The organism is Agrococcus carbonis (assembly GCF_900104705.1).
Lineage (GTDB): Bacteria > Actinomycetota > Actinomycetes > Actinomycetales > Microbacteriaceae > Agrococcus > Agrococcus carbonis.
On record NZ_LT629734.1, the window covers coordinates 1,411,346 to 1,424,063 of the forward strand.

At 73.0% G+C, this 12,718-nt stretch carries 15 protein-coding genes; 9 read left to right on the plus strand and 6 right to left on the minus strand.

The features are described 5' to 3' along the window. Positions 1–133: 133 nt before the first annotated feature. Entirely contained in the window at positions 134–529 is a 396-nt protein-coding gene (locus BLT67_RS06790; RefSeq protein WP_092666316.1) for a nuclear transport factor 2 family protein, read from the plus strand. Between the two features lie 283 nt (positions 530–812). On the opposite strand, the gene BLT67_RS13800 is transcribed toward BLT67_RS06790, so the two are convergent. From BLT67_RS13800 to paaI, 4 genes are all read right to left on the minus strand, one after another. Next, entirely contained in the window at positions 813–1,493 is a 681-nt protein-coding gene (locus BLT67_RS13800; RefSeq protein WP_092666317.1) for a transglycosylase family protein, read from the minus strand. A 226-nt stretch (positions 1,494–1,719) separates the two neighbouring features. Next, positions 1,720–2,340, minus strand: a complete 621-nt coding sequence (locus BLT67_RS06800) for a TetR/AcrR family transcriptional regulator (RefSeq protein WP_092666318.1) — start codon at positions 2,338–2,340, stop codon at positions 1,720–1,722. A gap of 127 nt (positions 2,341–2,467) precedes the next feature. Next, positions 2,468–3,784 (minus strand): phenylacetate--CoA ligase PaaK, encoded by a 1,317-nt coding sequence (gene paaK, locus BLT67_RS06805; protein ID WP_092666319.1) that lies wholly within the window; start codon positions 3,782–3,784, stop codon positions 2,468–2,470. Beyond that, the gene (gene paaI, locus BLT67_RS06810) at positions 3,781–4,251 is read right to left on the minus strand and encodes a hydroxyphenylacetyl-CoA thioesterase PaaI (RefSeq protein ID WP_197674405.1); all 471 of its coding nucleotides are present in this window, start codon (positions 4,249–4,251) and stop codon (positions 3,781–3,783) included. Before paaI ends, paaK begins: the two co-directional genes overlap by 4 nt. Positions 4,252–4,435: 184 nt before the next feature. On the opposite strand from paaI, the gene paaA reads away from it, so the two are divergent. The 8 genes from paaA to BLT67_RS06850 all read left to right on the plus strand — a co-directional run bounded on the left by paaA (position 4,436) and on the right by BLT67_RS06850 (position 11,222). Next, positions 4,436–5,401, plus strand: a complete 966-nt coding sequence (paaA, locus tag BLT67_RS06815; RefSeq protein ID WP_197674455.1) for a 1,2-phenylacetyl-CoA epoxidase subunit PaaA — start codon at positions 4,436–4,438, stop codon at positions 5,399–5,401. 126 nt (positions 5,402–5,527) lie between these two features. Continuing rightward, positions 5,528–5,833, plus strand: a complete 306-nt coding sequence (gene paaB, locus BLT67_RS06820; RefSeq protein ID WP_092666322.1) for a 1,2-phenylacetyl-CoA epoxidase subunit PaaB — start codon at positions 5,528–5,530, stop codon at positions 5,831–5,833. Next, the gene (gene paaC / locus BLT67_RS06825) at positions 5,830–6,882 is read left to right on the plus strand and encodes a 1,2-phenylacetyl-CoA epoxidase subunit PaaC (protein WP_231945432.1); all 1,053 of its coding nucleotides are present in this window, start codon (positions 5,830–5,832) and stop codon (positions 6,880–6,882) included. Before paaB ends, paaC begins: the two co-directional genes overlap by 4 nt. Beyond that, positions 6,882–7,391 (plus strand): 1,2-phenylacetyl-CoA epoxidase subunit PaaD, encoded by a 510-nt coding sequence (gene paaD, locus BLT67_RS06830; protein ID WP_092667565.1) that lies wholly within the window; start codon positions 6,882–6,884, stop codon positions 7,389–7,391. The genes paaC and paaD overlap by 1 nt, the downstream gene beginning before the upstream one ends. A 1-nt stretch (position 7,392) precedes the next feature. Beyond that, the gene (paaE, locus tag BLT67_RS06835) at positions 7,393–8,541 is read left to right on the plus strand and encodes a 1,2-phenylacetyl-CoA epoxidase subunit PaaE (protein WP_092666323.1); all 1,149 of its coding nucleotides are present in this window, start codon (positions 7,393–7,395) and stop codon (positions 8,539–8,541) included. Positions 8,542–8,762: 221 nt separating this feature from the next. Then, entirely contained in the window at positions 8,763–9,536 is a 774-nt protein-coding gene (locus BLT67_RS06840) for an enoyl-CoA hydratase/isomerase family protein (protein WP_092666324.1), read from the plus strand. Positions 9,537–9,592: 56 nt separating this feature from the next. Next, positions 9,593–10,345, plus strand: coding sequence for a maleylpyruvate isomerase family mycothiol-dependent enzyme (locus BLT67_RS06845; RefSeq protein WP_092666325.1), 753 nt, complete (start codon positions 9,593–9,595; stop codon positions 10,343–10,345). Positions 10,346–10,403: 58 nt separating this feature from the next. Then, positions 10,404–11,222 (plus strand): DUF805 domain-containing protein, encoded by an 819-nt coding sequence (locus BLT67_RS06850; RefSeq protein WP_172801992.1) that lies wholly within the window; start codon positions 10,404–10,406, stop codon positions 11,220–11,222. Here the strand turns inward: BLT67_RS06850 and BLT67_RS06855 are convergent. Together BLT67_RS06855 and BLT67_RS06860 are read right to left on the minus strand one after the other, a co-directional pair. After that, positions 11,219–12,157, minus strand: coding sequence for an NAD(P)/FAD-dependent oxidoreductase (locus BLT67_RS06855; protein WP_092666327.1), 939 nt, complete (start codon positions 12,155–12,157; stop codon positions 11,219–11,221). The genes BLT67_RS06850 and BLT67_RS06855 overlap by 4 nt on opposite strands. Before the next feature lie 101 nt (positions 12,158–12,258). After that, entirely contained in the window at positions 12,259–12,675 is a 417-nt protein-coding gene (locus BLT67_RS06860; protein WP_092666328.1) for an SAM-dependent methyltransferase, read from the minus strand. Positions 12,676–12,718: the final 43 nt, after the last annotated feature.

Sequence of the window (12,718 nt, forward strand, 5' to 3'; positions counted from 1 at the left end):
AGCCGCACGCGTCACCCCTGCAGGTCGAGGAGCGCGCGGCGCAGCCGCACGCGTCACGAGACCGCCACCGCCGACCTCGCCCTGGCGCCAGCGGCCGCCCAGGTGTACACCGTCCCTGAGAGGGAGGTGCGCCATGGCTGACTCGCGCAACCCTGGGCATGAGGCCGTCGTCGAGCGGCTCATCGCCTGCATCAACGACCGCGACATCTCGGTGATGGACGAGCTGTTCCACGAGGATGCGGTGATGGACTGGCCGCAGTCCGGCGAGCGGGTGGTGGGCGGCGAGAACCGGCGCGGCGTCTACGGCGCGTTCCCGCAGCTGCCGACGATCACGCCCCGGCGCCTGCTGAGCGCGGGCGACCTGGTCGTCGCTGAGGCGTCGCTCGACTACGGCGGCAGCGCCGTCTACGCGACGGTGTTCATCTTCGAGTTCCGCGGCGACCGCATCGCCCGCGAGACCGCCTACTGGAGCGAACCCTTCGAGCCGCCCGCCTGGCGCGCCGCGTGGGTCGAGGTCGCCCCCTCGTAGGTCGAGCCCCCGGCGCAGCCGGACGCGTCACCCCCGCGGCCCGAGGAGCGCCCGGCGCAGCCGGACGCGTCATCCCCGCAGATCGAGGAGCCCCCGCGCAGCCGGACCCATCACGCTCGTAGGTCGAGGAGCGCCCGGCGCAGCCGGACGCGTCACGAGACCGGAACCCGACCGCATCCGCGCCCCCGCATCCGCCGGAACACGACGGAGCGGTACCGATCGGCCGCCGACGCACGCGCGCAGCGACCGACCGGTACCGCTCTAGGGTCGAGGTGCCCCGGCCCTACTCCGCCGGCAGCACGAGCTCCTGCCCCGCCATGATGAGGTCGGGGTCGTCGAGCACATCCTGATTGACGGCGTAGATGCCGAGCCAGCCGCTCTCGACGTCGAGCTCCTCGGCGATCTCGAAGAGCATGTCGCCCGACTCGACCGTGTAGGTCTCATCGCCCGGCTCGACGTCGGGCAGCTGCAGGCCGAGCGCCTCGGGCGAGGCCTGCTCCCGGGCCTGCGGCGCGGCGTTCGCGCCGGCCTGCGCGTTCGAGGCCTGCGCGCCGGGAGCCGACTGCGGCGCCGCGGCGGGCGCGCTGCTCGGCTCGGCCTGGCCGCTCGCGCCGATCTGCGCCGAGCACGAGGGCCAGGCGCCCCAGCCCTGCGTGGCGAGCACGTTCTCGGCGACACGGATCTGCTCGGCGCGCGACGCGTCGGCCGGGTTGCCCGAGCCGCCGTTCGCCTGCCACGTCGACAGCGAGAACTGCAGGCCGCCGTAGTAGCCGTTGCCGGTGTCGATCGACCAGTTGCCGCCCGACTCGCACTCGGCGAGCGCGTCCCAGGTCGCCCCGTCGGCGGCGTTCGCCGCGGTCGGCACGAGCATCGCGGCGCCGAAGACGGCGACGCCGACGCCCGTCAGGAGGCCGCCGCGCGCGAGGCGCTTCGACTTGGGTGCGTCAGTGATGGACTGCTGCATGGGTGAACTCCACGGCCCCGTCTCAGCGCGCGGATCTCCGCGCATCCGACCGCCCGACCGGAACTCGATTCCATGGCACGAAGGACTCTCGGGGCGGATGCGACGGCCGTCCTTCGCGGTTCAAGCCGACGACGCTACCAAAGATCACGATTCGATAACAATCAGCGCTCTCAGGTGCACCACGACGCGGCGAGGTCGACGCCCCTGCCGGCTGCAGCGACGCGGGCTACAGCGACGCCGGCTCGCGCAGCCCCGTGCGCACGAGCTGCAGCACCGAGTCGGCGAGCTGCTCGGGCGTGATCGGTCCGCCCGGGCGGTACCACTCGACGATCGAGTTGACCATGCCGAAGGTGAGCCGCTCGGCGACGCGCGGCTCGATGTCCGGCCGCAGCGTGCCCTCGTCGCGCGACGCCTCGAACAGCGCGCGCAGTCGCCGGTCGATCGCGCGCCGCCGCGCCATCGCCTCGAGCTCGATCGGGGTGTTGCCGCGCAGCCGCAGCAGCAGCGTCACGTAGGGCTGCCGCTCGCACAGCACGAGCACCGCGCCCCGGATCACGAAGCGGATGCGGTCGATCACGGGGCCCTCGTTGGCCTCCGGCGCGTCGAACACGGCCTCGAGCGCGTCGAGCGCCTTGCCCAGCGCCACCTCGAGCATCTGCTCCTTCGACGCGAAGTGGTGGTAGATCGCCGACTTCGACAGCCCGAGCCGGTCGGCGAGCACCCCGAGAGAGGTCGCGTCGTAGCCGCGCTCGTTGAACGCCTCGACGACGACCTCGAGCATCGAGTCGCGGTCGTAGCCCGGGCGGCCGCGACGGGCGGCGGCGGCGACGGGCTCGGTGGCGGTCATCCGGTCATCCTCTCAGCGGTGCACCGCCCACGGTCGTCGAGTAGCCGCGAAGCGGCGTATCGAGGCGGCTGGCCGTGGGTCTCGATACGGCCGCTGCGCGGCCTACTCGACCACCGTGAGGTGGCGTTCACCGGTCGCGCAGGTCGTAGACGCGCTTGTACTTGCCCTCCGAGCGCGGCAGCGACCCCGACGGCACGATCTCGACGTCGACGGTCGTGCCGATGCGCTCCTTCACGCGCGCCTTCAGCACCTCGCCGGCCGCCGTCATCACGACGGGCTTCAGGCCCGGCTGGCACTCGATCTTCACGACGAGGCCGTCCATCTTGCCGCGCTTGACGAGCTCGAGCACGAAGTGCGGCGTGAGGTGCTCGATCTCGAGCGCGATCTCCTCGATCTGCGTCGGGAAGAGGTTGACGCCGCGCAGGATGATCATGTCGTCGTTGCGGCCGGTGATCTTCTCGATGCGCCGCATCGTCGGCTGCGCGGTACCGGGCAGCAGCCGCGTCAGGTCGCGCGTGCGGTAGCGCAGCACCGGGAACGCGGTCTTCGTGAGCGACGTGAAGACGAGCTCGCCCATCTCGCCGTCGGGCAGCACCTCGCCGGTCTCGCCGTCGATGATCTCGGGCAGGAAGTGGTCCTCCCAGATCGTCGGGCCGTCCTTCGTCGACGCGTACTCGCTGCCGACGCCCGGCCCCATGACCTCCGAGAGGCCGTAGATGTCGACCGCGTCGATCGCCAGCCGCTGCTCGAGCTCGTGGCGCATCTCGTTGGTCCACGGCTCGGCGCCGCAGATCGCGACCTTGAGCGACGTCTCGCGCGGGTCGAGCCCGGCGTCCTCGAACGCATCCGCGATCGTCAGCAGGTACGACGGCGTGCACATGATCGCGTCGGGCTCGAAGTCGCGGATGAGCTGCACCTGCCGCGCGGTCTGCCCACCGGAGACGGGCACGACGGTCGCGCCGAGCCGCTCGATGCCCGAGTGCGCGCCGAGGCCGCCGGTGAAGAGGCCGTAGCCGTAGGCGTTGTGCACGCGCATGCCCGGGCGCACGCCCGCCGCGCGCAGCGAGCGGGCGACGACCTCCGCCCAGTTGTCGAGGTCGGCCTGCGTGTAGCCGACGACGGTCGGGCGGCCGGTCGTGCCGGAGGAGGCGTGGATGCGCACGACCTGCTCGCGCGGCACCGCGAACATGCCGAACGGGTACGACTGGCGCAGATCCTCCTTCGTCGTGAAGGGCAGGCGCGCGAGGTCGTCGAGCGAGCGGATGTCGTCGGGGTGCACGCCGGCCTCGTCGAGCTTCCGCGTATAGGTCGGCACGTTCGCGTACGCGTGGGCCACCGTCTGCTGCAGCCGCTCGAGCTGCAGCGCGCGCAGCTCGTCGAGCGGGAGCCGCTCGCCCGGGTCGCGCAGGTCGTGGCCGGCGACGTCGACGGATGCGTTGCTCATGCGGGCCCTCCAGGTCCGGTCGGTGCGGTGCGGTTGGTCGTGAAGGAGCGGCCGCGGAACTCGGCGACGGTCTCGCCGGTCTCGTCGACGATCGTCACGTCGTAGATGCCGTTGCGGCCAGCGCGCCAGCGCCGCTCGGCGGTCGCGGTGAGCGTCTGGCCCGCGTGGGTGGCCTTCGCGAAGGTGATGTCGGCGCCCGAGGCGACGGTGACGTGCTCGTCCTCGTTGCACGCGTACGCGAAGGCGGTGTCGGCGAGCGTGAAGACGAGCCCGCCGTGCGTGATGCCGAAGCCGTTCACCATCGACTCGGCGATGGGCATCGTGAGCACCGCGCGGCCGCGTTCGAGCTCGGCGATCTCGATGCCGAACGCCGCCTTGGCGTTGTCGGTCTCGGCCATGATCGTGGCCAGCCAGGTCTCGTCCCTGCTGACCGCGGGTGTTGCGGGTGGGCTCGTCTCGAGTGCCATGCACGCTCCATTGCGTCTGGGGTCGGGCGTCGGTTCTGCACCTGCCGGAGGACCCGTTGCAGGTCCGTCGCGACCGAGTCTATACTTACTGAACGTTCGGTCACTAATTCCGATTCGCACCGCCACCGAGGAGTCGACGATGACGCTCACCGCACCCGACGCATCCGCCCGTCGTGACGCGCCGATGACCGAGGCCGAGCTGGCCGAGGCGCAGGCCGCGTTCGACGCGATCATCGAGGCCGACCAGCGAATCGAGCCGCGCGACTGGATGCCCGACGCCTACCGCAAGACGCTCATCCGCCAGATCTCGCAGCACGCGCACTCCGAGATCATCGGCATGCAGCCCGAGGGCAACTGGATCTCGCGCGCGCCGAGCCTCAAGCGCAAGGCCATCCTGATGGCCAAGGTGCAGGACGAGGCCGGCCACGGGCTCTACCTGTACTCCGCCGCGCAGACGCTCGGCATCTCGCGCGACGAGATGACCGAGCAGCTCATCACCTCGCGCGCCCGCTACTCGTCGATCTTCAACTACCCCACGCCCACCTGGGCCGACATGGGGGCGATCGGCTGGCTCGTCGACGGCGCCGCGATCTGCAACCAGGTGCCGCTGTGCCGCGCCTCGTACGGCCCCTACGGCCGCGCGATGGTGCGCATCTGCAAGGAGGAGTCGTTCCACCAGCGGCAGGGCTTCGAGATCCTGCTCGAGCTCTCGAACGGCACCCCCGAGCAGCACCAGATGGCGCAGGACGCGGTGAACCGCTGGTACTGGCCCTCGCTCATGATGTTCGGCCCGCCCGACGACGAGTCGCCCAACTCGGCGCAGTCGATGGCGTGGAAGATCAAGCGCTTCTCGAACGACGAGCTGCGCCAGCGCTTCGTCGGCATGCTCGTGCCGCAGGCCGAGGTGCTCGGGCTCACGCTGCCCGACCCGAACCTGCGCTGGAACGAGGAGACCAAGAGCTGGGACATGTCGGAGATCGACTGGACCGAGTTCAACGAGGTGCTCGCCGGCCGCGGCCCCGCGAACGCGCAGCGCATCCAGCACCGCCGCGACGCCCACGAGGATGGCGCCTGGGTGCGCGAGGCGGCCGCCGCCTACGCCGAGAAGCAGGCCGCGCGCGCCCGCGCCGCGGAGCGCGCCGCCGCCTGATCCGCCCGGGTGGTCACGACACGCCGCGGGCCCGCCCCCGGGTGGTCACGACACGCCGGCGGCGGACCCTGGCGCACGGCGCGTCGTGACCACCCCCACACACGCAAGAGGATGAAGGAGACGAGGATGTCGACACCCGGAGACGTCGCCGGCGAGGGCTGGCCGCTGTACGAGGTGTTCGTGCGCGCCGGCCGAGGGCTGAGCCACGTGCACGTCGGCTCGCTGCACGCGCCCGACGACGACATGGCCCTGCGCAACGCGCGCGACCTCTACACCCGCCGCAACGAGGGCGTCTCGGTGTGGGTCGTGCGCTCGAGCGCGATCACGACGAGCGACCCCGACCAGAAGGGCGCCTTCTTCGAGAGCCCCGCGGGCAAGAACTACCGCCACGCGAAGTACTACGAGAAGAGCGCGGAGGTGCCGCACCTGTGAACGCCCAGCTGAACGACGCCGAGCTCGCCGAGGCCGCGCAGCCCGCCGAGCCGGCGCAGCCCGACACGGCGCGGCCGGAGACGGCGCGACCCGAGACGCCCCACTCCGAGGCGGCGCACCCCGCCACGCCCCACTCCGAGGCAGCCACCGCCGCGCCCCCGGCGGCGACCCCCCACCGCGACGCCGCCACCGTCAACGCCGAGTACGAGGCCGAGGCGGCCGACGCGCACGGCGACGTCACCGTCGACGAGCTCGACCTCGCCGCCGAGCTCTCGGGCGTGCCATCGGCGAAGGCGACCGCCGACGTCGCCGAGTACGCGCTGCGCCTCGGCGACGACGCGCTCATCCTCTCCCAGCGCCTCGGGTGGTGGATCTCGCGCGCCCCCGAGCTCGAGGAGGACATGGCGCTCGGCAACATCGCCCTCGACCTGCTGGGGCACGCGCGCTCGCTCCTGCACTACGCGGGCACCGCATCCGACCGCTCTGAGGACGACCTCGCGTACTGGCGCGACGAGCACGAGTTCCGCTGCGCGTGGCTCTTCGAGCAGCCCAACGGCGACTTCGCGCACACCGTCGCGCGCGGCCTCATCGCCGCGATCTGGATGCAGGAGCTCTACACCGCGCTGACGCAGTCGACGGATGCGTCGCTCGCGGCCATCGCGGCGAAGTCGGTCAAGGAGGTGGCCTACCACCGCGACCACTTCGTGCAGTGGACGCTGCGCCTCGCGGGCGGCACCGACGAGTCGCGCCGTCGCATGCTCGTGGGCCTCACCGACCTGTGGCCGTACACCGACGAGCTCTTCCGCGACGACCCGCTGCACGACCGCCTCGGGGGCGCAGCGCCCCGCCCCTCGAGCCTCCGCGCGGGCTTCGACGAGGTGTGGGATGCGGTGCTCGCCGAGGCCGAGATCACGGTCGAGGAGTTCACGAACCCCAAGATCGGCCAGTCGTCGGGCGGCGGCCGCCACGGGAACCACTCGACGCACCTCGGCCCGCTGCTCGCCGAGATGCAGGTGCTGGCCCGCCGGCACCCGGGGGCGACGTGGTGATGGTCGAGCAGCGCCAGCCCCGGGTCGCGGATGTGGAGCACGCCCGCCGCATCGCCGCTGCGGTCGTCGACCCCGAGGTGCCCGTGCTCACGATCGACGATCTCGGCGTGCTGCGCGACGTGCGCGACGAGGACGGCACGATCGTCGTCACGCTCACGCCCACCTACTCGGGCTGCCCCGCGATCGACCAGATGCGCGACGACGTGCTGCTCGCGCTCACCGCGGAGGGCTACCGCGACGTGCGCGTCGACTTCACGCTCACCCCGGCCTGGACGACCGACTGGATGAGCGAGGCCGGCAAGGCCAAGCTCGAGCAGTACGGCATCGCCCCGCCCACGCACCGCGCGGGCGAGCGCTCGGGCCCCATCCCGCTCTCGCTCGGCGTCAAGTGCCCGCGCTGCGGGTCGCTCCGCACCCGCGAGGTGTCGCGCTTCGGCTCGACCGCGTGCAAGAGCCACTTCGAGTGCCTCGCGTGCCTCGAGCCCTTCGACCACTTCAAGGTGCACTGACATGGCGGCCATCAACCTGGGATCGACCGGCCTCGCTGCCCCCGCGGGCACCGCATCCGCCCGCCGTCGCGGGCAGTTCCACAGCCTCGAGGTCGCGGAGGTGCGACCGCTCACGGGCGAGTCGGTCGAGGTGACCTTCGCGGTGCCCGACGACCTGCACGACGCCTTCGGCTACGTCGCCGGTCAGCACCTGGCGCTGCGGAAGACGATCGACGGCCACGAGATGCGCCGCTCGTACTCCATCTGCCGGCCGCCGAGCCGGGGCTCGATCTCGGTCGCCATCAAGCGCGACCTCGGCGGCCGCTTCTCGACGTGGGCGAACAGCGAGCTGCGGCCGGGCGACCGGATCGACGTCATGAGCCCGCAGGGCACCTTCACGTCGACGCTCGAGACGCTCGACGGCGCGCACGTCGTCGGCATCGCCGCCGGCAGCGGCATCACGCCGATGATGGCGCTCGCGCACGAGGTGCTCGCGAGCAGCGAGACGTCGACGTTCTCGCTCCTCTTCTCGAACCGCTCGACGCTCGACGTCATGTTCATCGAGGAGCTCGCCGACCTCAAGGACCGCTACCCCGCGCGCCTCGCGCTGCACCACGTGCTCTCGCGCGAGCAGCGGGCCGCGCCGCTCATGTCGGGCCGCATCGACGAGGATCGCCTCGAGCGCATCCTCACCGACCTCATCCGCCCCGAGAGCGTCGACGAGTGGTTCCTGTGCGGGCCGTTCGAGCTCGTGCAGCTGTGCCGCGACGTGCTCGAGCGCAAGGGCGTCGACCCCGCGCACGTGCGCTTCGAGCTCTTCACCACGGGGCGGCCCACGGATGCGGCGGGCGACCGCGGCAGGCCCGTCACGGTCGAGGCGGGCGAGGAGACGTGGAGCCTCGACTTCACGCTCGACGGGCAGTCGTCGCAGGTGCAGAGCCCCGTCGCCGCGCGCGAGTCCATCCTGAACGCGGCGCTGCGGGTGCGGTCCGACGTGCCGTTCGCGTGCGCGGGCGGCGTGTGCGGCACGTGCCGCGCGAAGGTCGTCTCGGGCAGCGTGACGATGACCGAGAACTACGCGCTCGAGCCCGACGAGATCGATCGCGGCTACGTGCTGACGTGCCAGTCGCACCCGACGTCGGATGCGGTGGTCGTCGACTACGACGTGTAGCCCAATACGGTGATCGAGTAGCGCGCAGCGCGTATCGAGATCACGACGGCGTCATCTCGATGCGGCCCTGCGGGCGCAACGGCCCAATACGGTGATCGAGTAGCGCGCAGCGCGTATCGAGATCACGACGGCGTCATCTCGACACGGCCCTGCGGGCCTACTCGATGACCGAGGAGCAACGGCCTCCGGCCACTGCTCGACGAGCGAACACGAGGAGCCCCATGATCGAGCTGACCATCGCCGACGACATCGCCGAGGTCGTCCTGAACGCGCCCAAGAAGCGCAACGCGGTCGACGCATCCGCCCTGCACGAGCTCGCGGATGCGTACACCCGCGCCGAGCAGGCGGGCGTGCGCGCGCTCGTGCTGCGCGGCGAGGGCAAGGCGTTCTGCGCCGGCCGCGACATCGCCGAGGTCGACCCGGTGACCGACGACGCGCTCGGCTTCATGCGCGGCACCCTGCAGCCCGTGCTCGAGCAGATGGCGGCGTTCCCCGCCCCGACGTTCGCGGTCGCGCACGGCGCGTGCCTCGGCATCGGGCTCGGCCTGCTGATCGCGACCGACGTCGTCTACGTCGCCGAGTCGGCGAAGGTCGGCAGCCCGTTCGCCGCGCTCGGCGCGACGCTCGACTCGGGCGGCCACGCGCTGCTCTTCGAGCGGCTCGGCGCGCACCGCGCGTTCGACCTCATCTACTCGGGGAAGCTCATGAGCGGCGCCGAGGCGGTCGCGGCAGGGCTCTTCTCGCGGGCCTTCCCCGACGACGAGGTGCTCGAGGCCACCCGGGCCGCCGCCGCGCACGCGGCGCAGGGGCCGACGCTCGCGTTCCTCGCGACGAAGGAGATCATCCGCGGCCTCCGCGACGAGCGGCAGGGGCTGTGGCGCTCGGTCGACGCCGAGAACGTCGCGCAGGAGCAGCTGCGGCAGACCGCCGACTTCCGCGAGGGCTTCGCCGCCTTCCAGGAGAAGCGCGCGCCGCGGTTCACCGGCCGCGGCTGAGGCGCGCCGCGGCCGAGCGCGCCTCGAGCGTGGGCGCCTCGCCCTACCCTGCCGTCATGGACCACCTGCGCGCGCTCACCGGCCTGCAGCACGACTTCCTCGAGACCGCCCGGCGCGCCGACCCGGCCACCCCCATCCCGTGGCTCGGCCGCTGGCGGATCGAGCAGCTCGTCGTGCACCTCGCGCGCATCCACCACTGGGCCGCTGGGCAGGCGCGGCGCCGCCAGGAGGCGCCCCTCGGCCGCGGGCCGTTCGCCGACCTGCCGGGGCTCTACGAGCGGTGCGCGGCCGAGCTGCGCGAGACGCTCGCCGAGCTCGACCCCGATGCGCGGGCGTGGGCGCTCATCGACGACGGCGTGCCCCGCGAGCAGCAAACCGGCACGGTGCGCTTCTGGCACCGCCGGCAGGCGCACGAGACCCTCGTGCACCTCTGGGATCTGCGGGCCGCGATCGGCGAGGCGGTCGACGTCGACGACGCGCTCTGGCTCGACTGCCTCGACGAGGTCGTCACCGTGATGCACCCGCGGCAGCTGCGCCTCGGCCGCGTCGCACCGCCCGCCGCGCGCATCGTCTTCCAGCCCACGGGGGCGGATGCGTCGGCGGACCCCGGGGCGGATGCGCGGCTCGCGCTCGGCGGCGCGGCCGACGACGCCCCCGAGGTCGTCATCGCAGGCCCGCCTCGCGCACTCGCGCTCCTCGCGTGGGGCCGCGGCGTGCCCGTGGACGACCGGCTCGCGGCCGAGGGCGTCGAGGTGCACGGCGACCGCGCGCTCGCCGAGGCGGTGCTGCGCGCTGGTCTCACGCCATGACATCGATCGTTCACGCGCGGTGCACCGGCGTGTCGCCTCGGTGGGGGACAATGGGAGGGTGAGCAGCACGACCCAACCCCCTCCCGCCGGCCAGCCCCTGCCCGTCGGTCCGCCCCTGCCTGTCGGCCAACCGCTCTACGGCGCCTCGTTCGGCCAGGCCGTGCAGCGCTTCTTCCGCGGCTACGTGACGTTCTCGGGCCGCGCGAGCCGCAGCGAGTACTGGTGGGCCTACCTCTTCGTCGCCCTCGTCTCCCTCGTGGCCCAGATCCCGTTCTGGATCGCCTGGTTCGGCTTCATGCGCGAGGCGATGGCGCTCGAGGCCTCCTCGCCCGTGATCGAGCCCGACCCCGACGCCGTGCTCGCCGCGATGGGCCCGATGCTCGGCTGGCTCGGCGTCATGCTGGTCATCACGCTCGCCATCTTCCTCCCCTACCTCGCGGTGCAGTGGCGCCGCCTGCAGGACGCGAACTTCCACGGAGCCTTCGCCCTGCTCAACATCATCAGCCTCGGGATCGTGCCGCTCGTCATGAGCTTCTTCCCCTCGCACCCCGCGGGCGTGCGGTTCGACCCCGCCTTCAGCCAGCAGGCTGCCTTCGCCGGCCCGGAGCCGGCCTTCGGCCAGCCCGTCTACGAGCCCGCGCCCGGGCAGCTGCCCTACGGCCAGGCGCCCGGCGCCGAGGCGCCGAACGCCGCGTACGGCGACCCCGCGTACGGCGGCCCGGCCTACAGCAGCGCGGCGTACAGCGGCCCGACCTACGGCGGCCCCGCGTACGGCGCCGACCCTGCCGCACCGCAGCCCGGCGCCCCGCTGCCCGGCCACCCGCACGGCACCGAGCCCGGTGACGCGCCGGGCGGCCAGCCCGGCACCCAGCGCTAGAGCATCCCGGCGACGCGCTCGGCGGTGCCCCACGACAGGGTGACGCCCGAGCCGCCGTGCCCGTACGCCGCGATCACCCGCAGCGCGCGCCCCGGCACCTCCTCGATCCGCAGCCGCGAGCGACCGGGCCGCAGGCCGACGGCGCGGGAGACGATGGGCTGACCGGCCACCTCGGGCACGAGCGCCGCGCAGCGCTCGAGGATGCCCGCCTCGGTCGCCGGATCCGGCGCGAGCGACGTCGCCCCCGGCTCCGCCGTGCCGCCCAGCACGACGCAGTCGCGGCGGGGCAGCACGTAGGCGAGGCCGCCGGGGTTGTCGTCGTCGATGCGGAACTCGGCGATGCCCGGGTTCGCGACCCGCACGACCTGCCCGCGGATCGGCACGACCGCGTCGTCGTCGCCGAGCAGCGCGCCCCCGCGCACCCCCGCTGCCACGATCGCCGTGCTCCACTCGCCCGCGAGCGCATCCACGTCGTCGATCGCGCGCCGCTCGAAGCGCACGCCGAGGCCCGCGCAGCGCTGCTGCAGCCACGGCAGGTAGACCGACATCGTCGCGAGCGGCACGGTCGTGCGCACACCGGTCGCGCCCGCCGGGAGCTCGGCGGGGTCGGCGGGCTCGCTCTCGACCCATTGCGTCCAGGCGCGGTCGGGGTCGGGCGTGCGCTCCACGATGATGCCGCTGCGCAGGTCGACTCCGGCGTCGGGCTCCTCGAGCGCGATGGTGCGCATGCGCCGCAGCGACGCCTCGAGCATCGCGTCGACGGCGGGCGAGCGCTCGGCGGCGTAGGGGAACCAGATGGCGCCGGCGACCGCCGACGTGGTCTCGAGCGGCGCCGCGTCGGCGAGCACCGTCACCGCCCGCCCGGCCGAGGCGAGCTCGTGCGCGATCGAGAGCCCGATGACGCCCGCGCCGATCACCGCGATCCGCTCGCTCATCCCGGCATCCCCCACCGCATCCCGCTCGGCAGCCGCATCCCGCTCCAGAGGCGCATCCCTCTCAAGAGGCGCATCCCGCTCGACACGCGCATCGCGGCCCCTCAGTGCAGCGCGACCCGCTCGAGCGGGTCGCCGCGGTCGATGTAGAGGGATGCGCCGGGCACGGTGGCCGCGCGCAGCCGCTCGAGCGCCTCGGCCTCGAGCTCGGGGTGGCGGCCGTCGAGCGCGCCCACGCGGATGGCTACGACGAGGTCGAACGGCTGCTCGCGCCCCATGAGCCGGAACCGCTCGACGGCGGCGACGCGGAAGTCGAGGCTGCCGTGGTCGCTCGCCCGCTCAGCCGCCTGGATCGCGGTCGGCGACCGGTCGACGCCGAGCACGGAGCCGCTCGCGCCGACCTCCGCAGCGATCGCGCGGGCGAGCGCGCCCGACCCGCAGCCCACTTCGAGCACGCGCATGCCCTCGCGCAGCGGCAGCGCGCGCAGCACCGCCGTCAGTCGTGCCGAGAGATCGGCCATGGCACCTCCTCGTGTCCGACGAGCATGGGGCTCCGCCGGCGGC

Bases quoted from the DNA above. Each gene is read 5' to 3' on its own strand.
- BLT67_RS06845 (WP_092666325.1), top strand. From the start codon at position 9,593: ATGGACCACCTGCGCGCGCTCACCGGCCTGCAGCACGACTTCCTCGAG.
- BLT67_RS06790 (WP_092666316.1), top strand. From the start codon at position 134: ATGGCTGACTCGCGCAACCCTGGGCATGAGGCCGTCGTCGAGCGGCTC.
- BLT67_RS06840 (WP_092666324.1), top strand. From the start codon at position 8,763: ATGATCGAGCTGACCATCGCCGACGACATCGCCGAGGTCGTCCTGAAC.
- BLT67_RS13800 (WP_092666317.1), bottom strand. From the start codon at position 1,493: ATGCAGCAGTCCATCACTGACGCACCCAAGTCGAAGCGCCTCGCGCGC.
- BLT67_RS06800 (WP_092666318.1), bottom strand. From the start codon at position 2,340: ATGACCGCCACCGAGCCCGTCGCCGCCGCCGCCCGTCGCGGCCGCCCG.
- paaD (WP_092667565.1), top strand. From the start codon at position 6,882: ATGGTCGAGCAGCGCCAGCCCCGGGTCGCGGATGTGGAGCACGCCCGC.
- paaA (WP_197674455.1), top strand. From the start codon at position 4,436: ATGACCGAGGCCGAGCTGGCCGAGGCGCAGGCCGCGTTCGACGCGATC.
- paaB (WP_092666322.1), top strand. From the start codon at position 5,528: ATGTCGACACCCGGAGACGTCGCCGGCGAGGGCTGGCCGCTGTACGAG.
- paaI (WP_197674405.1), bottom strand. From the start codon at position 4,251: ATGGCACTCGAGACGAGCCCACCCGCAACACCCGCGGTCAGCAGGGAC.
- BLT67_RS06860 (WP_092666328.1), bottom strand. From the start codon at position 12,675: ATGGCCGATCTCTCGGCACGACTGACGGCGGTGCTGCGCGCGCTGCCG.
- BLT67_RS06855 (WP_092666327.1), bottom strand. From the start codon at position 12,157: ATGAGCGAGCGGATCGCGGTGATCGGCGCGGGCGTCATCGGGCTCTCG.
- paaE (WP_092666323.1), top strand. From the start codon at position 7,393: ATGGCGGCCATCAACCTGGGATCGACCGGCCTCGCTGCCCCCGCGGGC.
- paaK (WP_092666319.1), bottom strand. From the start codon at position 3,784: ATGAGCAACGCATCCGTCGACGTCGCCGGCCACGACCTGCGCGACCCG.